General features: G+C 54.5%; 18 protein-coding genes and 1 pseudogene. 13 read left to right on the top strand and 6 right to left on the bottom strand.

What is annotated here, in order from left to right; translation table 11 throughout:
* Window positions 1-14: 14 nt before the first annotated feature.
* On the top strand, window positions 15-1,301 hold the full coding sequence (locus EVJ26_RS02040) for a hemolysin family protein (protein WP_328590997.1): 1,287 nt from the start codon (window positions 15-17) through the stop codon (window positions 1,299-1,301).
* 36 nt (window positions 1,302-1,337) lie between these two features.
* Here EVJ26_RS02040 and EVJ26_RS02035 read toward each other — a convergent pair whose 3' ends face one another.
* The 4 genes from EVJ26_RS02035 to EVJ26_RS02020 all read right to left on the bottom strand — a co-directional run bounded on the left by EVJ26_RS02035 (window position 1,338) and on the right by EVJ26_RS02020 (window position 4,575).
* Window positions 1,338-2,114 (bottom strand): NUDIX domain-containing protein, encoded by a 777-nt coding sequence (locus EVJ26_RS02035; protein ID WP_070327686.1) that lies wholly within the window; start codon window positions 2,112-2,114, stop codon window positions 1,338-1,340.
* Window positions 2,115-2,239: 125 nt separating this feature from the next.
* Entirely contained in the window at window positions 2,240-2,821 is a 582-nt protein-coding gene (locus tag EVJ26_RS02030; protein WP_071399444.1) for a DedA family protein, read from the bottom strand.
* Between the two features lie 106 nt (window positions 2,822-2,927).
* Window positions 2,928-3,467 carry a transcription repressor NadR gene (locus tag EVJ26_RS02025; RefSeq protein WP_070327684.1) on the bottom strand — a complete coding sequence of 180 codons (540 nt, stop codon included), beginning with the start codon at window positions 3,465-3,467 and terminating at the stop codon, window positions 2,928-2,930.
* Window positions 3,445-4,575, bottom strand: coding sequence for a cysteine desulfurase family protein (locus EVJ26_RS02020; RefSeq protein WP_236633411.1), 1,131 nt, complete (start codon window positions 4,573-4,575; stop codon window positions 3,445-3,447). Before EVJ26_RS02020 ends, EVJ26_RS02025 begins: the two co-directional genes overlap by 23 nt.
* 95 nt (window positions 4,576-4,670) lie before the next feature.
* Between EVJ26_RS02020 and EVJ26_RS02015 the strand changes: the two genes are divergently transcribed.
* The 8 genes from EVJ26_RS02015 (at window position 4,671) to yajC (ending at window position 12,212) form a co-directional block, all read left to right on the top strand.
* A complete protein-coding gene (locus EVJ26_RS02015; protein WP_236635478.1) occupies window positions 4,671-6,104 on the top strand; it encodes an L-aspartate oxidase in 1,434 nt (477 codons plus the stop codon).
* A complete protein-coding gene (nadC, locus tag EVJ26_RS02010; RefSeq protein WP_131469643.1) occupies window positions 6,058-6,927 on the top strand; it encodes a carboxylating nicotinate-nucleotide diphosphorylase in 870 nt (289 codons plus the stop codon). The genes EVJ26_RS02015 and nadC overlap by 47 nt, the downstream gene beginning before the upstream one ends.
* Complete coding sequence (gene nadA, locus EVJ26_RS02005; RefSeq protein ID WP_131465463.1) at window positions 6,890-7,969, top strand: quinolinate synthase NadA; 1,080 nt, start codon at window positions 6,890-6,892, stop codon at window positions 7,967-7,969. Before nadC ends, nadA begins: the two co-directional genes overlap by 38 nt.
* A gap of 84 nt (window positions 7,970-8,053) precedes the next feature.
* Window positions 8,054-8,641, top strand: coding sequence for a Holliday junction branch migration protein RuvA (gene ruvA, locus EVJ26_RS02000; protein WP_070327680.1), 588 nt, complete (start codon window positions 8,054-8,056; stop codon window positions 8,639-8,641).
* A gap of 10 nt (window positions 8,642-8,651) precedes the next feature.
* Complete coding sequence (gene ruvB, locus EVJ26_RS01995; protein ID WP_071399448.1) at window positions 8,652-9,647, top strand: Holliday junction branch migration DNA helicase RuvB; 996 nt, start codon at window positions 8,652-8,654, stop codon at window positions 9,645-9,647.
* 18 nt (window positions 9,648-9,665) lie between these two features.
* Window positions 9,666-10,709, top strand: a complete 1,044-nt coding sequence (gene queA, locus EVJ26_RS01990; RefSeq protein WP_083274023.1) for a tRNA preQ1(34) S-adenosylmethionine ribosyltransferase-isomerase QueA — start codon at window positions 9,666-9,668, stop codon at window positions 10,707-10,709.
* Window positions 10,706-11,851 carry a tRNA guanosine(34) transglycosylase Tgt gene (tgt, locus tag EVJ26_RS01985; RefSeq protein ID WP_070327677.1) on the top strand — a complete coding sequence of 382 codons (1,146 nt, stop codon included), beginning with the start codon at window positions 10,706-10,708 and terminating at the stop codon, window positions 11,849-11,851. Before queA ends, tgt begins: the two co-directional genes overlap by 4 nt.
* 82 nt (window positions 11,852-11,933) lie before the next feature.
* On the top strand, window positions 11,934-12,212 hold the full coding sequence (gene yajC / locus EVJ26_RS01980; RefSeq protein WP_070327676.1) for a preprotein translocase subunit YajC: 279 nt from the start codon (window positions 11,934-11,936) through the stop codon (window positions 12,210-12,212).
* Between the two features lie 26 nt (window positions 12,213-12,238).
* On the opposite strand, the gene EVJ26_RS01975 is transcribed toward yajC, so the two are convergent.
* The gene (locus EVJ26_RS01975) at window positions 12,239-13,393 is read right to left on the bottom strand and encodes an FAD-dependent oxidoreductase (protein ID WP_131469642.1); all 1,155 of its coding nucleotides are present in this window, start codon (window positions 13,391-13,393) and stop codon (window positions 12,239-12,241) included.
* A 176-nt stretch (window positions 13,394-13,569) separates the two neighbouring features.
* On the opposite strand from EVJ26_RS01975, the gene EVJ26_RS01970 reads away from it, so the two are divergent.
* Complete coding sequence (locus EVJ26_RS01970; RefSeq protein WP_131469641.1) at window positions 13,570-15,333, top strand: methyl-accepting chemotaxis protein; 1,764 nt, start codon at window positions 13,570-13,572, stop codon at window positions 15,331-15,333.
* A gap of 51 nt (window positions 15,334-15,384) precedes the next feature.
* Here the strand turns inward: EVJ26_RS01970 and zupT are convergent, their stop codons facing one another.
* Window positions 15,385-16,245 carry a zinc transporter ZupT gene (gene zupT, locus EVJ26_RS01965; protein WP_131457361.1) on the bottom strand — a complete coding sequence of 287 codons (861 nt, stop codon included), beginning with the start codon at window positions 16,243-16,245 and terminating at the stop codon, window positions 15,385-15,387.
* 218 nt (window positions 16,246-16,463) lie between these two features.
* Here zupT and secD point away from each other — a divergent pair.
* The 3 genes and pseudogenes from secD (at window position 16,464) to EVJ26_RS01950 (ending at window position 21,604) form a co-directional block, all read left to right on the top strand.
* Window positions 16,464-18,684, top strand: a pseudogene (gene secD, locus EVJ26_RS14510) (protein translocase subunit SecD).
* A gap of 102 nt (window positions 18,685-18,786) precedes the next feature.
* Window positions 18,787-21,084 (top strand): single-stranded-DNA-specific exonuclease RecJ, encoded by a 2,298-nt coding sequence (recJ, locus tag EVJ26_RS01955; RefSeq protein ID WP_131469640.1) that lies wholly within the window; start codon window positions 18,787-18,789, stop codon window positions 21,082-21,084.
* A 1-nt stretch (window position 21,085) separates the two neighbouring features.
* Window positions 21,086-21,604: an adenine phosphoribosyltransferase gene (locus EVJ26_RS01950; RefSeq protein ID WP_016508814.1), complete on the top strand. Its 519-nt coding sequence runs from the start codon at window positions 21,086-21,088 to the stop codon at window positions 21,602-21,604.
* Window positions 21,605-21,617: the final 13 nt, after the last annotated feature.

The following is a 21,617-nucleotide window of genomic DNA, read 5'->3' as shown; positions in this document are numbered from 1 at the left end:
CTTTTAAATAGGAAATGGAGTGTGAAGTAAACGTGGACCCTGTGCCCTCGTCTAGTTTAATTCTTTATGCAGTTCTAGTATTTTTGTCAGCTTTCTTCTCTTCAGCAGAGACCGCGCTCTCGAGCGTGAACCGCGTCCGGATGATCCGGATGAGTGAAGACGGGGACAAGGGCGCCAAACGTGTCCTCCACCTCGTCGACCGGTTTGACGATACGCTCTCGACGATCCTCGTCGGGAACAACATCGTCAACATTGGTGCCGCGACCGTTTCGACGGCGATCGCCACGAGTATCTTCTCGGGTGGAACCGGCTTGATTGTCTCGACGTTCGCGACGACCGTTGTCATCTTGATCTTCGGTGAGATCTTGCCGAAATCACTCGCCAAAGAATTCGCTGAAAAGTATTCACTTTTGATCAGCGGAATCTTGTTGTTCCTTGTTAAAATCCTGAAGCCGGTCACGATGATCTTTACAGGTCTCAAGCGCTTGACGCTTCGCATGATTGGGATGGCCGACAAAGAACCGTCGGTGACGGAAGAAGAGTTGAAAGTGCTCGTCGATATGGGTGAAGAAGAAGGAGTCCTCGGTGAGAAAGAAGCCGAACTGGTGCATAGCGCCTTCTCTTTCAACGACATCACCGTCGATGACGTGTTGACGCCGCGGATCGACATCCTCGCCGTCGATATCGACGATACGCTCGAAGAGGTCAAAGACACGATCTTTAGCGGGGGGCATTCTCGTCTCCCGGTGTATAAAGACTCGATCGACAACGTCATCGGGGTGTTGTCGGAACGTGACTTCCTTCGCTCGATGATGCGAGATGAAGTGACGGATATCCGTTCACTCATCCGTCCGCTCACGTACGTGTCACCACAGACAAAATTGATCGAACTGCTTCCAATTCTGCAGCAAAAACAATCACACATGGCTGTCGTCCTCGATGAGTTTGGTGGGACGGCTGGTCTCATCACGCTCGAGGATATGCTTGAAGAGCTCGTCGGCGATATTTGGGACGAGCACGACGAATCGATCGTCTACTTGAGACGGCTTCGAGACGGCGTATACGAGTGTATGGCCGACATGGACGTCGATCAGTTCGCTGACGAGATGGGGATTAAAGAACCTGAAGTAGATGCCAACACGATGGGTGGTTGGATCGTCGAGCTGCTCGGCGACATCCCAGAGAAAGGTGCGCGTGTCACGTATGACGACATGACGTTCACCGTTCTCCACGTCGAAAAACGACGCATTCGCAAACTGTTAGTCGAAACGAGTCAATCCGAATCGGCTGAACAGGCATAAGAAAAGGAGATCGCCACGTGGCGATCTCCTTTTTGTTTAGACAGTATGGTGGCGCTCGACGCGCTCGAGCAACTCGTAAGGACGAACCTTATAGATTGCGTGCGGGATGTACGTCGGGTCGATCGCATCAATGAGACGCATCTGGAAGTGGTCACGTTTGATGTAGTCCGACACGTTCGACGCATCGATCGGGAAGAAGCCGACCTCGTGTGTCTCGCCTGCTTGCGGACGAAGGTCGCCCGAGACGTAACGCCCATGGAACGAGACGCAGAGGACGCGTGACGACACGTTTTGATAGATCCCGATGATGCCGTCAATCTCGATGTCGGCCCCGGTCTCTTCTTTCACTTCACGATGGATCGCATCGATGATCGATTCGTGTTCTTCGACCTGTCCGCCCGGCATCTCGTACGTGTCGCTCCGGTGCGTGTTTTTGACGAGCAGCACCTCGCCGTCATCGTTCGTGATGTAGGCGGTCACGGAGACGATCGTGCGCGGCGGGGTGTAGTGCCCGGTCGGCATCATGAACTCTTCGCTCGACTTGATGTACAAGTCTTTCCCGAGACGGGCCCGCTTCTTCATCGCCTCGCGACGGAGTGCGCTCGAGCGGTAATCGCGTTCGACTTGTTCATAGTGCTCACGGTCGCGGTATTCCCAAAGTGCCATGACCTCGGTTTGGTCCTCGGTCACCCAACGGCCGACGAGCCGTGCGCCGTGCGATACCTGAATCGGATACAGGTATGTATGGAAAAACTCAGTGAATTCTTGCAAGCGTTCGGGACGGATCGTATACGTTTTTCGACGATGGAACATGAAAATTCCTCCTTTGACGGTTGCTGTCTCTGTGCTTTAGAAATAGATTGATTTCCTCACTATGACGTATTCGCCATACGTATCAGTTTACCCTCTATTTAAAAAAAGTCAGCCCGAACTTTTGTTCAGGCTGACTTTTTCATGAAGTTCGGATGTGAGCGGATATAGCGGGCGACAAAGAAGATGCCGATGCCGAGCCCGATATAAGGAAACAGGCCGTGTGTGTATTCGCCGATATATCGCCAATTACTGCCGAGCATCATGCCGACTTTGACGAAGACGAACGACCAGACCGCGAAGACGATCGTTGTCATCGTCAGGAATTTACGGAACGACAACCGCATCACGCCGGCGCTGATGGCGAACAATTGACGCCAAATCACGCTGAGGCAGACGATCCACGCCCCGTACTTCTCAAACCACGACTCGGCTTGAAGCTGTTTCTCCTGCTTGATCCGAAACGAGCGATACAATCGCAGGGCGACCGGTCGTCCGCCGTAGCGGCCAATCCCATACAATGCGACCTGGGTCACGACGAAAGCCGACCAAGCGAGCAAAAAGATGAACAGGAATGACGCGTCAAGGGAACCGACGAGATAACCGCCGTATGCGAGGACGAGCTCGTTTGGGATGACTTGGATGAAGATGCCGAGCGGGATACTGAAGACGCCGCATCCGGCCAAGAGTTGCTCGAGGAAGTGCCACATGACAGATCACTCCTTTCAATACGTAGTAGGGAATTTGTTCCATCCATCAGTATAACGGACAAACTAGGAAAGCAAAAGAAAAGATGTCACAAAGGCGTGACATCTTTTAGTCGAGTTCGGAAACGAGCACGCCGAGGCGCTCAAGTTCAGAGACGGCGGCATCAATCGCGTCCGCACTGTCGGCTTCGAGCGTGTGAATGTGCAGCCCACCCGTCAAATGGGACAGTGGGGCAGCCTGGTTGGCCTCGACGCGTTCGAGGAAGGCCCGGACGTCGCGCCGGCTCTTCACCATCAACTGACCAGTCAGCGACCCGTAGACGGGGTGGTCGATGATGACGTCACGAATCGTGACACCTTCGTCGACGATGGCGTTCATCTCGGCTTCCATGTCCTCGGCTTCGTGCCGACAGACGACTTTTCGTGTGTAGGCGGACGGTGACGCCTCGCCGGGTAGATAGACGTAGCCGCGGGCGGTCGCGACGATTTGGTGGCCTTTCGCCTTCAAGAGCGACAAGTCTTGGACGATGACTTGGCGGCTGACCGCGACGCGGCGGGCGAGCTCGGAACCGGTGATCGGTTCCGTACTCGCTTCAATCAATTCCAATAAAGTGCGCCGGCGTTCTTCACCGGCTAAACGTTTGTTCATGGTGTTCAACTCTCCTTGCTAAAGTGACGATGGCATCGGCGAGTGCCGCCGTGGCTTCGGCGGTTGTCTGTTCGCCGAAGGAAATTCGGACGAGCCCGTGGCAGGCGCTCGTCTCATAGCCGAGTGATTCGAGCATGCGGTTCGGTCCGTTTTGACCGGCCCGGCAAGCCGAGCCGGCCGACACTTGGAAGCCGAGTGCGTCGAGTTCGGTCATCCACCATTGGCCGTCTCGTTTGTCCGAGACGAATGAGAGGATGGCCGGACTTTGGTCGTCGAACTCGAGCCAGTCAACATGTGACGATGTCTTCTCTTTCAAGATAGCACGAAACGCTAAGAAATTTCTTTCGTGACGTGTCCGATTCTCGTGCCGATTGGTGAACGCCTTGACGAACGCAGAGATGCCGGGCACGTCAATCGTCCCGGGACGGATGCCGTACTGATGGTGACCCGGGTAATAGGGTGGAGGCAATAGACGTTCCATATAGAGACCGCCGACTCCTTTCGGCCCGCCGACTTTATGGGCGCTGAACGAGTAAGCGTCGATCCCGTCGACCGAGACCGGTATTTTTCCGAGCGCTTGTACTCCGTCGATATGGAGCAGTACTTTCTTATATTTAAGTTTACAGAGGATGTTATGGAGCGGCAAAATCCAGCCGGTGTCCGAGTTGACGTGCTGAAACGTGACGAGTCCGATATCACGATCGAGCAAGTGGAGGAACTTGTCGTGGTCGAACTGGCCGTCTTTCAGCTTGAGGCGATGGACGATCACACCTTCAGCTTCCCACTCGTCGAGGAGGAGCGAGACCGAGTCGTGCTCTTGCCAGGACGTGATGACCTCGCTGCCTTTCATGCGTTTGCGCAGACTCGTCAGCGCGATGTAATTGCTTTCCGAGCCGCTCCCGGTAAACAACAGCTTCCCTCTCAGCATATCGAGACCGAGCGCCTGCTTGACGAGCCGGCGCGCCTCTGTCAAATAGTCCTCGGCTATGAACCCATGTGTATGAAGCGACGAGGGATTGCCGGGGACGCCTTTGGCCATGGCGACGTAATGGTCAAGGGCGGCTTGGGTCATCGGGTGTGTCGCCGCGTAGTCAAAGTAACCGTTCATCGAGGTATCCCCTTTTCTCATGTTGTCTTCTTCACAAAATTATGCGAAACTAGTTTACAAGTCAACATTACATATGAAATACAGGTGATATACAAATGTCTTTACAGTTAAAACAAGTCGATGTTTTGATTATCGGGGCGGGGTTGGCCGGGGTCACGGTGGCACTCCATTTGCCGGAGACGTACCGTGTCCTCCTCGTCTCAAAACGTGACGTGACCTCCTCGAACTCTGACCTCGCCCAAGGCGGGATCGCGAGTTCATATTTGGAGCCGTCGAGTCTCGATCACGCACACGATACGCTCGTCGCTTCCAAGATGACGGCGCAAGCGGACCGGGTCGTCACGCTCGTCGAGGACGGCCGTGGTGTCGTTTCAGAGATGGAGCGGTTCGGTGTCGCGTTCGACCGGGACGAGTCCGGGTATAAGATCGGCCGAGAAGGCGCCCACGGGAAACATCGGATCTACCACGTCGGAGGTGACGAGACCGGACGTCATGTGATGACCGCGTTACGGGAACGGCTCCCGCAAAACGTTGAAGTGATGGAACACGTCTTGATCGACGGACTGACAAAAACGGGCGGCCGAGTCGTCGGTGCGACCGGTTTCCAAGGTGACGAACGAATCCATATTCAAGCGGGCGCGGTCGTCTTGGCGACAGGTGGCATCGGCGGGCTCGTCGATTGGACGTCGAACTGTCGGGCCGTGACGGGGGATGGACTCGTCTTGGCGAGCGCTGCCGGTGCTGAACTTTCCAACTTGACCGAGATCCAGTTTCATCCGACACTGCTAGCGGTCGAGACGCCGCACCTCGTGACCGAGGCGCTACGAGGTGCGGGCGCGGAACTCGTCGATGAGGACGGGTGTCACGTGATGCGGCACCATCCGCTAGGCAGTCTGGCGCCCCGTGATGAAGTGGCGGCCGTGCTCACGCGTCACTGCGGGCCGGTGTATCTCGATACGAGTCGCGTCGAAGACATTGCGGCCCGGTTCCCGAAATTGTGGGCGACGTGTCGGGCCGAACGGATCGACGTCGCTCGCATCCCGGTCCGGCCAGGTCTGCATTTTCATATGGGTGGGGTGCGGGTCGATGAAACCGGGTCGACGGGTGTGGCTGGGCTTTACGCGGTCGGTGAAGTCGCCGACACGGGTGTTCACGGGATGAACCGGTTGGCGTCGAATTCACTACTTGAATGCTGGGTGTTCGGAAAACGGGTCGCCGCATCGGTGCGACTTGAAGAAGGGCCGTTCACGGTGACTGAAGTGACCGCTTATGAGTTATCGAAGGAGACGTTTCAAGCGTATCGTCGGCGATTAGGCAACTGGCTGACAATCTCGCCTGAGTTTGGAGAAATGAGAAGTTTCTTAGAAAATACCCAACAACTGGCACGGACGAAACACGTGACAAGACAATTGGCAGAACGAACATTACAACTTGAGGCGGGCCGGATTTTAGCACGCGCCTTTATGAGAACGGAGGAGTTCCATGAACAGAACGTTACTGCGCGAACAGCTCACACAATTTCTAAATGAGGATATCGGATTTGGAGACGCCTCGAGCGCGCTCATCGACCCGATCGACGTGGCGACAGCCGTCGTCACCGCCAAGGCGGACGGGGTTTTCTCCGGTGTTGACGTCGTGATGGAACTCGCGGCGATGCAACGGCTCGTCGTCGAACAGTGCCGTGACGATGGGACGGATTTGAAAAAAGGGGACGTCATGTTCGCTTTGCGCGGCAAGACGCGGACGATCCTCGAGACGGAACGGATACTGCTCAACCTTGTGCAACATATGTGCGGCATCGCCACGCTGACAAGGCGCTGTGTCGAGGCGCTCGCCGACCCATCGATCCGGGTCACCGACACACGGAAGACGACGCCGGGACTGCGGATGCTTGAAAAATACGCCGTCCGATGTGGTGGGGGATACAACCATCGGCTGCGTCTCGACGACGCCGTCATGATCAAAGACAACCATATTGCGGCACTCGGGGGCATCACGCAGGCCATCGAAACGGCGAGAACTCAAAACGGGCATACGACACCGATCGAAGTCGAGGTCGAGACGATCGAGCAGTTGCGTGAGGCGATCGCGGCAAGTCCTGACATCATCATGCTCGATAACCGGTCACCGGAAGAGTTGAAGGCGTGGGTTGCGCTCGTGCCGTCCCACATCACGACGGAAGCGTCGGGTGGGATCACTGTCGACACAATCGCCGCCTACCGCGGTACGGGCGTCGACGTCATCTCGGTCGGACAGTTGACGAATTCGGTGACGGCTCTCGATTGCAGCTTAAATCTTAAAGGAGGGGTCAAATATGCAGTTACTCGGAACGATGCCAGCACAATACGCTAATATGACGATCGAACAGATGGAAGCACGGATCGAAGCCATTAAAGCACGGCTCGGCAGCCGGCTGTTTCTACCGGCACATCACTATCAAAAGGATGAGGTCGTCCAGTTCGCGGACGCGACCGGAGATTCGCTCCAGCTCGCACGACTCGCCGAACAAATGAATGGGGCCGAGTTTATCGTCTTTTGCGGCGTCCATTTCATGGCCGAGACGGCCGACATGCTGACACGCGACGACCAACTCGTCATCTTGCCGGACATGCGGGCCGGTTGTTCGATGGCGGATATGGCCGATATCGACCAGACCGAAATTGCTTGGGAGGAATTGACCGACTTGTTCGGTGACGACATCATCCCGATCACGTATGTCAATTCGACGGCAGCCATCAAGGCGTTCGTCGGAAAGAACGGCGGTGCGACCGTCACGTCGTCAAACGCACACGACATCGTCCGTTGGGCGCTCGAGACTGGCGAACGGATTATGTTCTTACCAGATCAACACTTAGGGCGCAACACGGCGTTTGATCTCGGTGTACCGCTGGCGGCGATGGCTGTCTGGGACCCGCTTCGTGAGCGTCTCGACTACAAGGGCGACATCGAAGACGTACGGGTCATCCTCTGGAAAGGGCATTGTTCGGTCCACGAGAAGTTCAATGTCGCCCAAATCGAGGCGTTGCGGAAGCATGACCCGGAACGACGCATCATCGTCCATCCCGAGTGTACGTTTGACGTCGTGCAGGCGGCGGACGAGGCCGGATCGACATCCTACATCATCGACCAGATCGAGGCGAGTGCTCCGGGGACGAAGTGGGCCGTCGGGACGGAGATGAACTTGGTCAATCGACTAGCAATGACGCATCCCGAGCAAGACATCGTCTCCCTCAACCCGTACATGTGTCCGTGTCTGACGATGAACCGCATCGATTTGCCGCATCTGTTGTGGGCGCTCGAGTCGCTCGAGACGGATCCGGTCAACATCATTCGTGTCGATGAGGAAACGACGAAATGGGCAACGCTCGCCCTCGAGCGGATGTTAGCGAGATAACGGACAGGCGATCGCCTGTCCTTTTTTCACGGCGTTTTCTATGGTACAATGAATGCAGTTTTCCTATGAAGAGGAGATAACAAAGTGATTGAATTCGTAAAAGGATCCGTCGCCTACGTGTGTGCGGAATATATAACGTTGGATGTTTCGGGCGTCGGCTACAAAGTACATGTGCCTAACCCGTTTTTTTATCGTGAACAAGACGAACATGTAATCGTGTTTACGCACCATTACGTCAGAGAAGATCAACAGACGCTGTACGGTTTCCGGTCACGCCGGGAGCGCGAACTGTTCAATAAACTGCTCGGCGTCAACGGCATCGGACCGAAAGGCGCGCTCGCCATCGTCGCCTCGGGCGACATGGACGCGTTGATTGACGCGATCGAGACCGAGAACGAGAAGTACTTGATGAAGTTCCCGGGCGTCGGCAAGAAGACGGCCAAACAAATGGCGCTCGATTTAAAAGGGAAGTTGTCAGAGCTCGCACCGGACTATGTGCCGAACACAGGCCTGTTCGCACAAGGCTCGTCAGAACTTGACGAAGCGTGTGAAGCGCTCGCCGCCCTCGGTTATTCGGAACGTGAGATCACACGTGTCCGCAAAGAACTGAATTCAGAAATATTGACGACAGACGCTTACATAAAGCGCGCCCTGCAATTGTTGTTGAAATAAGGAGGAACCTATGGACGAACGATTGTTGTCACAATCCCACCAACAGTATGAAGACTCTGAAGAGTGGAGCCTGCGTCCGCAACGGTTCGAGCAGTATATCGGACAAGAGAAGGCGAAAGGGAACTTATCCGTCTTTATCCAAGCGGCAAAAATGCGAAGCGAGACGCTCGACCACGTCCTCCTTTACGGGCCACCTGGTCTAGGGAAGACGACGCTCGCACAAATTATCGCCAACGAGATGGGTGTCGGCATCAAGACGACAGCCGGTCCCGCCATCGAACGCCCAGGTGACTTAGCAGCGATCCTGTCGACGCTCGAGCCGGGGGACGTCCTGTTTATTGACGAGATCCATCGGCTCAGCCGGACGATTGAAGAGATCCTGTATCCGGCGATGGAAGACTATTGCCTTGATATCGTCTACGGACAAGGCGAGATGGCGCGCAGCGTCCGCATCGACTTGCCACCGTTCACGCTCGTCGGCGCGACGACACGGGCCGGCATGTTGTCGGCCCCGCTCCGTGACCGTTTCGGGGTGACGCTCAAGCTCGAGTATTACGAAGCGCACGAACTCGCGGCCATCGTCAGCCGGACGGCCCAACTGTTCCGACTGTCGATCTCACCGGAAGCGAGCGGCGCGATCGCCAAACGCGCGCGCGGGACGCCACGGATCGCCAACCGGCTGTTGCGTCGGGTCCGCGACTTCGCGCAAGTGGAAGGGACGAAAGAAATCGATCCAGCCATGGCATCGAGTGCGCTCGATCGCCTGCACGTCGACGCCCTCGGGCTCGACGAGGTCGACCATCGGCTCTTGCGGGCCATGGTCGAACGGTTCGGCGGTGGTCCGGTCGGGCTCGAGACGCTCGCCGCGACAATCGGTGAAGACGCCCAGACGATCGAGGACGTTTACGAACCATACTTGTTACAACAAGGCTTCCTCCAGCGGACACCGCGAGGACGCATGATCACACAATACGCTAAGACGCATTTTGGATACGAAGAGGAGTAAATGATGCAAGATATTCAATTGAACGTAAACGACTATGATTTTGACTTGCCAGAAGAACTGATCGCCCAAGTCCCGCTCCTTGATCGGACGAGCTCACGTTTGCTCGTCCTCGACCGGGACACAGGTGACATCGAGCACCGCCACTTCCGTGACGTGCTCGACTATTTACAAGCAGGCGACGCGCTCGTCGTCAACGATTCGCGTGTCTTGCCGGCCCGTCTGTTCGGGGCGAAGCAAGAGACGGGCGGCAAAGTCGAGCTGCTGCTCTTGAAGCAGACCGAAGATGACGTCTGGGAAGCGCTCGTCAAACCGGCGAAGAAAGTCCGCGTCGGCGCCATCGTCGAATTCGGGAACGGATTGCTCCGGGCCGAATGCGTCGAAGAGCTCCCGGAAGGCGGACGCCGCTTCAAGTTCGAGTATGACGGGATCTTCTATGAGATTTTAGACGAGCTCGGCACGATGCCGCTCCCGCCTTACATCCGCGAACAGCTTGACGATCAAGACCGCTACCAGACCGTCTACGCCCGCGAACGCGGCAGTGCGGCCGCACCGACGGCAGGTCTTCATTTCACAGAAGAATTGCTCGAGGCTGCGCAGGCGAAAGGGGTCAACTTGATCCCGCTCACGCTTCACGTCGGGCTCGGGACGTTCCGCCCGGTCACGGCCGATACGATCGAAGAGCATACGATGCATAGCGAGTACTTTGAACTGTCCGAGCAATCGGCACGGGCGCTCCGAGACGTCCGCGCGAGCGGCGGCCGCGTCTTCGCGGTCGGGACAACGTCGACACGGACGCTCGAGACGATCATGCGCGATCACGGGGATTTCGTCGAGTCATCGGGCTGGACGGACATCTTTATTTACCCGGGCGTCGAGTTGAAGGCGATCGATGGACTGATCACGAACTTCCATCTGCCGAAGTCAACGCTCGTCATGCTCGTCTCGGCGTTCGCGTCACGCGACATCATCTTACACGCCTACCGGACCGCGGTGGAAAACGAATACCGCTTCTTCAGCTTTGGAGACGCGATGCTCATTACGAGGAAGGAAGAAAACAAATGACCAAACATGCAGTCACATACGAACACATCCATACGTGTAAACAATCAGGAGCGCGGCACGGGATCGTCCATACGCCGCACGGCTCGTTCGAGACGCCTGTCTTCATGCCGGTCGGCACGCAGGCGAGCGTCAAGACGATGGCACCTGAACAAGTGAAAGCGATGGGTGCGAACATCATCTTGTCGAACACGTACCACCTATGGATTCGTCCCGGACACGAGGTCGTCAAGCAAGCGGGCGGACTTCACAAGTTCATGAACTGGGACGGCGCGATCTTGACGGACTCAGGCGGCTTCCAAGTGTTCTCACTCGCTGACCTGCGTAACATTCAAGAAGAAGGCGTCCATTTCCGTAACCATTTGAACGGGGACAAGTTGTTCTTGTCACCAGAGAAGGCGATGGAAATCCAAAACGCGCTCGGTGCGGACATCATGATGGCGTTCGATGAGTGCCCGCCGTTCCCGGCGACGCATGAATACATGAAGAAGTCGGTCGAGCGGACGAGCCGTTGGGCCGAACGTTGCCTCGCAGCGCACGAACGTCCGGAGGACCAGGCGCTGTTCGGCATCATCCAAGGTGGCGAGTACGAAGACCTTCGCCGTCAGAGCGCCGAAGACCTCGTCTCACTCGATTTCCCGGGTTATGCGGTCGGCGGTTTGTCGGTCGGCGAACCGAAAGACGTCATGTATCGGGCGCTCGAGTTCACGACACCGTTCATGCCGGAAGATAAGCCGCGCTACTTGATGGGCGTCGGATCACCGGATGCGTTGATCGAAGGTTCGATTCGCGGGATCGACATGTTCGACTGCGTCTTGCCGACACGGATCGCCCGTAACGGCACGCTCATGACGTCTAAAGGTCGCGTGACGATCAAACACGCCAAACATAAGACGGACTTTGGCCCAATCGATGAGAAGTGCGATTGCTATACGTGTAAGAACTATTCACGGGCATACGTGCACCATTTGATCCGTGCCGATGAGATGTTCGGTCTCCACCTTTGCTCGACGCATAACCTTCATTTCCTCGTAAATTTGATGGAACAAGTCCGTCAAGCGATCCGCGAAGACCGTCTGCTCGATTTCAAAGAAGAGTACTTCGAAGAATATGGATATAACAAACCGAACGCCAAGAATTTCTAATTCTCTGACAGCGATTATGTGACAACGAATCGGTTTCACGGTATAATGAACCTGATATTGAAGGAAAGGGTGAATTCTACAAATGGAAACTCTCGTAGCACTATTACCGATGATCCTTATTTTCGTCGTGTTCTACTTCTTGTTGATCCGTCCACAGACGAAGCGACAAAAGCAAGTACAAACGATGCAAAATGCGCTTGAGCGTGGCGATCATGTCGTGACGATTGGCGGCCTTCACGGTGTCGTCCATCAGATCGAAGACACAGAAGTCACATTGAAATGCGACCAAGCACTTCTCAAGTTCAATCGCAGTGCGATTGCTGAAGTGACGAAAAAAGGAAACTCTTCATTCGCTGAGTAAGCAAATGACGCCTGACCAGTATATGGTCAGGCGTTTTTTCGTGCGGGTAATAGGCGAGGAATGATACGACGAGCTCCTTCTTGCCCGCCGTAAATGGCACGAGCGAACGGGCCGACGATCAAGTCGGCGTAAGCGCCAGTCATGTAGAAGTTGTCTGTCCAAGCGAGTGAGGCATCGAGTACCGGTGTGCCGCATGGGGTGAGCGGTAAGTCGAGCTGCTCCATGAGCGGCCGTAAAAACGTCTCTTTCGGATGGAGCGGGCGGATCCCCGTGCAGCAGACGATCTCGTCAGACGGCAATGCAATCCCGTCGACGAATAACTGGTCACCGTCACGGACCGCTTCTCCAATGATGTGTCGAATTTTACCAAGTTGCACGAGCCGCTTCACTTTCAAGACGAGGTCGTTCGGGGACGTCCCAGGCTTTCGTTCTTGCTTGACGAAGTCACGTTTCTCAATCCAATTTTCTTCCAACTGATGAAAAGCGCGTAACCCCTTTGGACCCATGAAACTACGGTCGGCGTCGAACTGGCTCACCTCGAGCGGGCGCTTCGTGACGAGCGTGACGTCATGGCCTTTACTATGACGCGATACCGTATAATGTAACGCCGTGATCCCGCCGCCGACGACGGTAACGTTCGATTGTTCCGGCTGATCGTTAGCTGAAAAGACGTGTCGGCATGTCGGGATGTCCGCAAAGCCCGGTAGATGCATCGAGCTCGATTGACCGGTCGAAACGATGACCGTCTCGGCGGTAATCCGTCGAGTCGATGTCGTCACTTCGTAGACGTTGCCGGACCGTTTAATCGAGGAGACGGGTTGATTGCCTAAAAAACGAGAATGAAGATTAAAGTCCGCAATCACTTGATCACAGTGATCGTTGAACAACGCTAAAGACGGTCGGCCGAACGTATCCTTGAAATGATAAGAGCCATAGTCGTTCGCCGCCGCGAACTGTTTCAACGCGTATGGATTAGACGATATATGATGGACGCGCGTCGAGCGCAAATGTGACATTTCAATATGAGCGGTTTGGGACTTCCAGTTCTTGAGTAGTTGATCGTGAGCGTCAATTAGCAGAAGCTCTTCTAACGCACCGCCTTGTTCTAAATAAGATACAGCGAGGGTCATACCGTGAACGCCGGCGCCGATGATTAATACCCGTGTTGACAGATCAGTCATGCTTCCACCTCTTAAATAGTAATAGTTACGATTTGTATCATAGAGTAAATGTCTGCTTTTTGTCAAACTTCATCAATCCGTCGAATCATCGACCTCATTTCCAAAAATCAAATTGATTAGTGAAAACGTTTGCATTAATGTCAAGTTGAGAAGAAATTGGAAATGAGGAAACGGACATGGACGTTAAACGATTATTACAACCAATCAAAAATTGGCAAGGTTGGGCTCGCGTCAAACAAACGAAAGGCCGTTCATCGATGCGACGGAAGATGGCGATCGCGCTCGTGCCGACAATCATTGCCTTGCTCCTCGTCGGTGCGCTCGGTTCTTATCAATTGCAAAAGGCCACTGCTGAGTACGATCGGGTGTTGAACGAAGGTCTCCGTGACATGTTGATCGCCGAAGATTTGGCGTTGACCGTCACTGATGCCGAGCGCTACTTGAATTATTATTTACTCGTCTCGAACCCGAAGACGCTGATCAGTTTAGAAGCGTCGCAACAAAAGCGCGACGAATTGATGGATGCACTTAAAAAGTCTTCATCTGACGACAAAGTGCTCAGCTGGCTTGGGGATCTAGAGAAGTTTAATCAACTGCTCGACACCGAGATGGCACGTGCCATCGAACTGCGCCAACAACAAGATGAGGTCGGGTACAAGACGGTACTCAACACGAGCGTGACCCCGACGACCGATCGGGTCCGGATGACGGTCACCGATCTCGTCGCCCATCAAGCGGAAATGTTGGACGAAGAGACGGCAGCGGTACAAGCAAACGCCGGCACCTCGATCGTCTGGATGATCATCATCAGTATCATCGGTGTCGCCATCGGGCTGTTGTCGCTCTATGCGCTCCAAAAATTGTTCTTAACACCGATCAACCGTCTCGTCCGTGAAGCACGAGTCGTCGCGGAAGGGGATTTGACCGGGGAAGATATCGTCGTCGAATCGAATGATGAGCTCGGTGATCTCGTGACGGCCTTTAACGAGATGAAACGCAACCTCGTCGGGTTGATCCGCCAGGTCGGCGCGGCCTCGGATAAAGTGACGGCGTATTCGGAAGAGCTCTACGCGAGCACGGACCACGTCGCGACGACGACCCAAGGCGTGGCTGGACTGTTCGAAGACATGAATATCGCGGCCCAAGTGTCGGCCAAGCGCGCCGAGGAAGGGACGTCTGGCGTCAATCAGGCCGTCACCGGCTTGAATCAAATCGCTGCCGCCTCCCAAGGTGTGAATGAACAGACGATTCATACACTTGAAGCGGCGAGCGGCGGACTTGAGACGATTCAGTTGGCCGAGAGTCAGATGCAAGAAATTCAACGGGCCAACGATCTGACCCAACAGATGGTCGAACGTCTTTCGAACCAATCGCTTGAGATTGAAAAGATCACCCGGTCGATCACGGCCATCACCGAACAGACGAACTTGCTCGCTTTGAACGCCGCCATCGAGGCAGCGCGGGCCGGCGAGCATGGAAAAGGATTCGCGGTCGTCGCCGCCGAAGTCCGAAAACTCGCCGAAGAGTCGAAACAATCGGCTAAGAAGATTCAAGCGGTCGTCGTCGATATCCAACGGGACACGAAACAAGTTGAGGCGGCGTTTGACGTGACGAGCGGGCATGTGACGAACGGCGTCGCCCAAATGGGTGAAGTCGCCGGGGCGTTCCGTGAAATCGTGTCGGTCATTCAAGAGACATCGCGTCAGATGAGTGAAATTGCCGCAGCGACAGAGGAAGTCAGTGCGAATACGACCGAAGTCGCGGTCTCGGTCGAGGACATGTCGACGAACGCGGTTTCGACGCAACGCAGTGTCGAAGAAGCGGGGGCGAACGTGGAAGAACAGCTCGCCGCGATTCAAGAAATCAATGGCATCGCCGAGACGATGAGCCATATGTCGGTTGAGTTGAAAGATCTCGTCCATTTGTTCAAAACAACATGAACGACAAAAATGTCCCTCCGACTCGAGTCGGAGGGACATTTTTAAGTGCAGTCACATTAAAAGGACGAGGCTCGCTGCCATGACCATCATTCCGGCGACCATGCCGTAAATCGAGTGATGGGCCCGGCCGTATTCACGGGCGGCCGGTAACAGTTCGTCGAGCGAGATGAATACCATGATTCCGCCGACGGCTGCGAACAACAAACCGAAGATCGTATCGTTCAAGAATGGCATCAAAATCAAGAAGCCGACGATGGCACCGACCGGTTCCGCTAGACCTGACAGGAACGAGAGTTTTAACGCTTTCTTCCGCGAGCCGGTCGCGTAGTAAATCGGCACCGACACGGCAATCCCTTCCGGAATATTGTGCAAGGCGATGGCAATCGCGATGGCGATACCGACGGCCGGATCATCGAGCGCGGAGATGAACGTGGCCAGTCCTTCAGGGAAGTTATGAATCGTGATGGCGAGCGCCATGAACAGACCCATTTTGTGAAGCCGTTGCTTCGTCTCCTGATTTAGCGGAGCGGGCTCATCCTTAGTTGCGGTCGTGGCTAGTTCTTGAGACGATGGGTCGTTTTGCATCGTCTCGACGAACTTGACTTCATGCGGGTTTTCAGGGGAAGGGATCAACTTATCGATTAACGCGATCAGGAGCATCCCCCCAAAAAATGCGAGCACGGTATAAATTGTGCCGGCCTTTTCCCCGTGGGCACCGACGAGTTCGACAAGCGCTTTCGGGAAGATCTCAATGAACGAGACGTAAATCATGACCCCAGCCGAGAAGCCGAGCGAGATTGACAGAAAGGCTGTGTTGGTCCGCTTCGCGAAGAAGGCGATCATGCTTCCAATCCCGGTCGCGAGCCCAGCGAATAGTGTCAACAAAAAGGCGAAAATAATTGTACTATCCATTGTAGAGGACTCCTTTGCAAACGTAATATATTTTCGATAATCATAGCATAACGTAAGTTTTGCCCTAACGCAACTTTTAGTCGTTCGGGCAAAAAAACCAGAAAATATCGAGGGTGGTGTTACAATTTTAGGAAAATGATTGATAAATGTTTAGAATATTTGTAATGTTAACGGGAGAAGTTTTATATAGAACACGTATCTAGAAAGGAAATAGCCGTATGTACAAAAAAGGGAATATCGCGATTTTTGCGGTCATCATGATCGCGACGATCTTGCTCGCCGTCTTCACGACGCCATGGGTCGTCAAGAACACGAACCTTGGACTCGACTTAAAAGGCGGGTTTGAAGTGCTGTACGAAGTCCAGCCGCTCGAGGACGGCGATGTCATCGACCAATCAGCGATGAATGCAACGGTTCGCGCTATCAACAACCGTGTCAACGTCTTAGGTGTCTCTGAACCGGATATCCGGATTGAAGACGAGAATCGCATCCGCGTCCAGTTAGCTGGCGTCTCGAACCAGAACGATGCGCGGGAAGTGCTGTCATCGACAGCACAACTCACGTTCCGTGATATCGATGACAACGTCTTGCTCGATGGGAAAGACCTCGCACCGCGAGGCGCTGCCATCAGTTATGACCCACAAGGAAACCCGGTCGTCGAGTTGACGCTTCAGTCAGCCGATAAGTTCGGCGAAGTGACGTCGCAAATCGCAGAGCGTCCGGCGCCAGAGAACCGTCTCGTCATCTGGTTAGACTTTGAAGAAGGCGATTCATATGAAGAAGAGATTCAAAAAGAGAACTCGAAAATCGTCTCAGATGCTTCGGTCACTGGACCAATTCTATCTGACAAAGCGATCATCTCGGGCGGTGACATCGATGCCGAGAGCGGACAACGCTTAGCCGACATTTTGAACGCCGGGGCGCTTCCAGTCAAGCTTGAAGAGATTTACTCGACGTCGGTATCGGCCCAGTTCGGACAAGACGCGCTTGATAAGACCGTCTTTGCTTCGCTCATCGGGATTGCAGCTGTCTTATTGTTCATGCTGTTCTTCTATCGTTTACCTGGACTTGTCTCGATCATTACGCTCGTCTTGTATATCAATTTGATCATGTTATTCTTTAATGGAATCAACGCCGTCTTGACGTTGCCAGGGATTGCCGCTCTCGTCCTCGGGGTTGGTATGGCAGTTGACGCGAACATCATCACGGCCGAGCGGATTAAAGACGAGCTTCGTTCAGGCAAGTCGGTACTGTCGGCGTTCCGCGCCGGTAACCGCCGTTCGCTCAGTACGATCATCGATGCCAACTTGACGACGCTCATCTCAGCCGCTGTGTTGTTCTACTTCGGGACAAGCTCGGTCCGAGGGTTCGCCATCATGCTCATGATCTCAATTGCGATGACGTTCATCTCGAACGTCTTCATCTCACGTTATTTGATGCACCTCCTCGTCGCTAGTCGCTTGTTCGACAAACGTAAAGGCTGGTTTGGTGTGAAGGAGAGTGAAATCCGTGAACTTTAAGCTCACTGAATTAAACTATGTGAAACATATGCGCACGCTGTTCATCATCTCGTGTGCCGTCGTTATCATCGGTCTCGGTATTTTGTTCTTCCGAGGGTTAAACCTTGGAATCGACTTCGCGTCAGGGACGCGTGTCGAAGTGCAGACGGAGACACAAGTGTCACAACAAGAACTTGAAGCCGCCTTTACCGAAGCGGGCGTCGACGAGTCGATTTCTTCGATTCAGTACGCCGATGGAGGGGCGCTCGCGAACGTGACGTTCGTCGGTCAGCTCGGCCAGGATGAAGTCGCTTCAGTCAAGACTGTATTCACGGAAACGTTTGGAAGTGATCCGAATATTAGTACCGTTTCAGCCGAAGTCGGCCGCGACATCGCCCGTAACGCCATCTATGCGGTCGCTCTCGCGTCGCTCGGGATCATTCTCTACATCACGTTCCGGTTCCAATTCTCGTATGCGGTCGCGACCGTCGTCGCGATGTTGCATGATGCGTTCTTCATGATCGTCGCGTTCTCGATTTTTGGGATCGAAGTCAACTTGTACTTCGTCGCTGCGATCTTGACGATCATCGGGTACTCGGTCAACGATACGATCGTCACGTTCGACCGATTGCGCGAGAATATTCAAGCGTACGAAAAAGAGCGGAAGATCAAGTCGATGGACGTATACCGCGACATCGTCAACACGTCGATTCAAGAGACGATCGTCCGTTCGGTCAACACCGTCATCACCGTGCTCGTGACGGCGCTCGCTTTGTACATCTTCGGAGCCGAATCGATTCGCGGCTTCGCGGTCGCACTTCTCATCGGACTTGTCATGGGGATGTACTCGTCGCTCTTCATCGCGTCATACCTCTGGCTCATGCTCAAAAAATTAACGATCAATAAAAAGAAACAAGCCACACCCGCCCCTGAGGCGTGATGACAAGGTCTTCCGATTCGTTCGGAGGACCTTTTTCATATGTCAAGACGGCAAAACACGTCTCTGTTCTGATATAATCAACAGTTGATTGGAGTGAAGGATATGTATCATGCAAAGAAACGGTGGGTGTATCCGGAGACGGATGCGACCGCGATCGAACAACTACAGACAGAACTAAATATATCGGAACAACTCGCGACGTTGCTCACGCAACGGGGCCATCGAGAGCCTGACGCAGCGAAGGCGTTCCTCCAGATCGAGGACGAACTCGAGTTCCACGACCCGAACTTGTTCGAGCAGATGCCGAAAGTCGTCGAACGCCTGAAGCGAGCGGCTGACGAAGGCGAGATGGTGCTCATCTACGGGGATTACGACGTCGATGGGGTCAGTGCCTCGGCCGTCATGTGGCATGCGTTGACTGAGATCGGGGTCATGGCCGAGTGCTATATCCCGAACCGGTTCACGGAAGGATACGGGCCGAACAAAGAAGCGTTCAGTTGGGCGGCAAGTGAAGGGTTCACGCTCGTCATCACGGTCGACTGCGGGATCTCGGGGATCGAAGAAGCGACGTTGTTGAAAGAACTGAACGTCGACTTGATCATCACCGACCACCACGAGCCAAAAGCGACGCTACCTGACGCGTTTGCGATCATTCATCCACACATCGATCCGTCGTATCCATACGACAAGCTCGCCGGAGCCGGGGTCGCCCTTAAAGTGGCACACGCCGTGCTCGGTCGGATGCCTGACGAGCTGCTCGACTTGGCTGTCCTCGGGACGATCGCCGATCTCGTCCCGCTCGACGGAGAAAACCGTCTGCTCGCGAAGCTGGGTCTCAAGGCGCTCGATGAGTCGAAGCGGCCCGGGATTTTAGCGCTGCGCGAAGTGTGTGCCTTGACGGACAGCACGCTCAACGAAGAGTCGGTCGGGTTCGCGTTCGGTCCCCGCATCAATGCGGCCGGACGACTTGACTCGGCGATGCCAGCCCTCCAGATGCTGCTCGCCGAAAGTGTCGAAGAAGCACTCGTCTTAGCGAATCAACTCGATAAACAAAACAAAGAGCGTCAAGACATCGTCAAGACGATCGCGAAAGAAGCGACCGAACTCGTCGAAGCATCGATGACGGACGACCGTGTCCTCGTCGTCGCGAGCGAACGTTGGAATCCGGGCGTCGTCGGAATCGTCGCCTCACGTCTCGTCGAGGCGTACTATCGACCGGTCATCCTGCTCTGCCACGATCCGAAGACGGGGAAAGCTAAGGGTTCGGGCCGCTCGATCGATGGTTTTGACTTATTTAAAGAGCTTTCTAAAAACGAAGATATTCTCCCGCACTTCGGAGGACACCCGGCAGCGGCCGGGATGACGCTCATGTCAGAGAATGTGGCTGAGCTGAGACGACGCTTGAACGAGCAAGCGGAATCGATTCCGGACGAGACGTTCGTCGCCCGCGTGAACGTCGATTTGAAGCTCGACGTCAGTGACGTATCGCTCGACTTGATCGCAGAAATCGGCAAGCTCGCCCCGTTTGGGATGGGCAACCCGTCACCGCGGGTCGTCGTCGCGGACGCGAAACTGCGCGATATCCGTCAAATCGGGCGCGACAACACGCACCTTAAAGTCCAGCTTGCTGGAGACAAGCGCGAACTCGACGGCATCGGCTTCGGGTTCGGTCACGTCGTCTCGGAAATCTCGAAGATGGCACACATCTCGGTCATGGGGAGTCTCCAAGTGAACGAATGGAACGGGATGCGCAAGCCGCAACTCATGATTCAAGACATCCGTGTCGATGGGTTCCAAGTGTTCGATTATCGAGGCAAGAAAAACTCGATTGATGAATTGAGACAGCTTCCGAGTGACGCGACATCGTACGTGTCGTTCAGAGGCGAGTCGAACGAGTTTTCCCTCCACGATTTCAAAACGCCGGTCAAACGGTTCGTCGTCTTGCTCGATTTACCGGACGACGAGACGGCGCTGTCCGACCTGCTCAACGAAGACGTCGAGCGCGTCTATTGCGCGTTCGGCCAAGCGGGTAATTCGTTTTTCGAGAAATTGCCGAGCCGGGAAGATTTCCGAACGTATTACGTCCATATGGCCACGTGCGAACGGAAACACCTGCGTGAAAACTTGATTCGTTTGTCAATCGAACGAAAATGGACAAAAAATACGATTCAATTTATGCATCAAGTATTCTCTGAACTCGAATTTCTTGTTACAATGGAAGACGGACTGCCTGGAGTGAATCCAGAAGCACCGAAACGTGATTTGACCGAAGCGCCTTGTTACAAACGTCGCGTCGGACGAGAACAACTCGAAGAACGTTTCGTCTATGCGTCGTTGGCAGAGCTGAAAGAGCGGTTACAATCATTGCGATCGAACAAGATGCAGGAGGCTTACACATAAAATGGATTTCAAACAGCATATTAAAGAAGTAGCGGATTACCCGAAAGAAGGGATCAGCTTTAAAGACATCACGTCGCTTATGCAAGACGGACCTGCCTATAAGAAAGCGGTCGACGAATTGATCGTCTACGCGCAGGAACGTGGCGCTGAACTCATCGCCGGACCAGAAGCACGCGGATTCGTCGTCGGATGCCCGGCGGCTTACGCCCTCGAACTCGGCTTCGTCCCGGTACGTAAAGAAGGCAAGTTACCGCGCGAGACGGTTCGCGTATCGTACGGTCTTGAATACGGCACGGACATTTTGACGATGCACAAAGATTCAATCAAGCCAGGTCAGCAAGTCGTCATCCTCGACGATTTACTGGCGACGGGTGGCACGATCGAAGCGACGATCAAAATGATCGAACAACTCGGTGGTGTCGTTGCTGGAATCGGGTTCTTAATCGAACTCGACGGCCTCGGTGGACGCGAACGTCTCGAAGGATACGACGTGTTCTCACTCATCCGCTACGAAGACTGAGGAAACGGGAAGC

Source organism: Exiguobacterium sp. SH3S1 (assembly GCF_004337105.1).
Classification (GTDB): domain Bacteria; phylum Bacillota; class Bacilli; order Exiguobacteriales; family Exiguobacteriaceae; genus Exiguobacterium; species Exiguobacterium aurantiacum_A.
This window is presented reverse-complemented; position numbering and strand designations above follow the sequence as displayed.

Excerpts from the sequence above, each read along its gene's own strand:
- EVJ26_RS02040 (WP_328590997.1), top strand. The coding sequence starts at position 15 with ATGGAGTGTGAAGTAAACGTGGACCCTGTGCCCTCGTCTAGTTTAATT.
- EVJ26_RS02035 (WP_070327686.1), bottom strand. The coding sequence starts at position 2,114 with ATGTTCCATCGTCGAAAAACGTATACGATCCGTCCCGAACGCTTGCAA.
- EVJ26_RS02030 (WP_071399444.1), bottom strand. The coding sequence starts at position 2,821 with ATGTGGCACTTCCTCGAGCAACTCTTGGCCGGATGCGGCGTCTTCAGT.
- EVJ26_RS02025 (WP_070327684.1), bottom strand. The coding sequence starts at position 3,467 with ATGAACAAACGTTTAGCCGGTGAAGAACGCCGGCGCACTTTATTGGAA.
- EVJ26_RS02020 (WP_236633411.1), bottom strand. The coding sequence starts at position 4,575 with ATGAACGGTTACTTTGACTACGCGGCGACACACCCGATGACCCAAGCC.
- EVJ26_RS02015 (WP_236635478.1), top strand. The coding sequence starts at position 4,671 with ATGTCTTTACAGTTAAAACAAGTCGATGTTTTGATTATCGGGGCGGGG.
- nadC (WP_131469643.1), top strand. The coding sequence starts at position 6,058 with ATGAACAGAACGTTACTGCGCGAACAGCTCACACAATTTCTAAATGAG.
- nadA (WP_131465463.1), top strand. The coding sequence starts at position 6,890 with ATGCAGTTACTCGGAACGATGCCAGCACAATACGCTAATATGACGATC.
- ruvB (WP_071399448.1), top strand. The coding sequence starts at position 8,652 with ATGGACGAACGATTGTTGTCACAATCCCACCAACAGTATGAAGACTCT.
- tgt (WP_070327677.1), top strand. The coding sequence starts at position 10,706 with ATGACCAAACATGCAGTCACATACGAACACATCCATACGTGTAAACAA.
- yajC (WP_070327676.1), top strand. The coding sequence starts at position 11,934 with ATGGAAACTCTCGTAGCACTATTACCGATGATCCTTATTTTCGTCGTG.
- EVJ26_RS01975 (WP_131469642.1), bottom strand. The coding sequence starts at position 13,393 with ATGACTGATCTGTCAACACGGGTATTAATCATCGGCGCCGGCGTTCAC.
- EVJ26_RS01970 (WP_131469641.1), top strand. The coding sequence starts at position 13,570 with ATGGACGTTAAACGATTATTACAACCAATCAAAAATTGGCAAGGTTGG.
- zupT (WP_131457361.1), bottom strand. The coding sequence starts at position 16,245 with ATGGATAGTACAATTATTTTCGCCTTTTTGTTGACACTATTCGCTGGG.
- recJ (WP_131469640.1), top strand. The coding sequence starts at position 18,787 with ATGTATCATGCAAAGAAACGGTGGGTGTATCCGGAGACGGATGCGACC.
- EVJ26_RS01950 (WP_016508814.1), top strand. The coding sequence starts at position 21,086 with ATGGATTTCAAACAGCATATTAAAGAAGTAGCGGATTACCCGAAAGAA.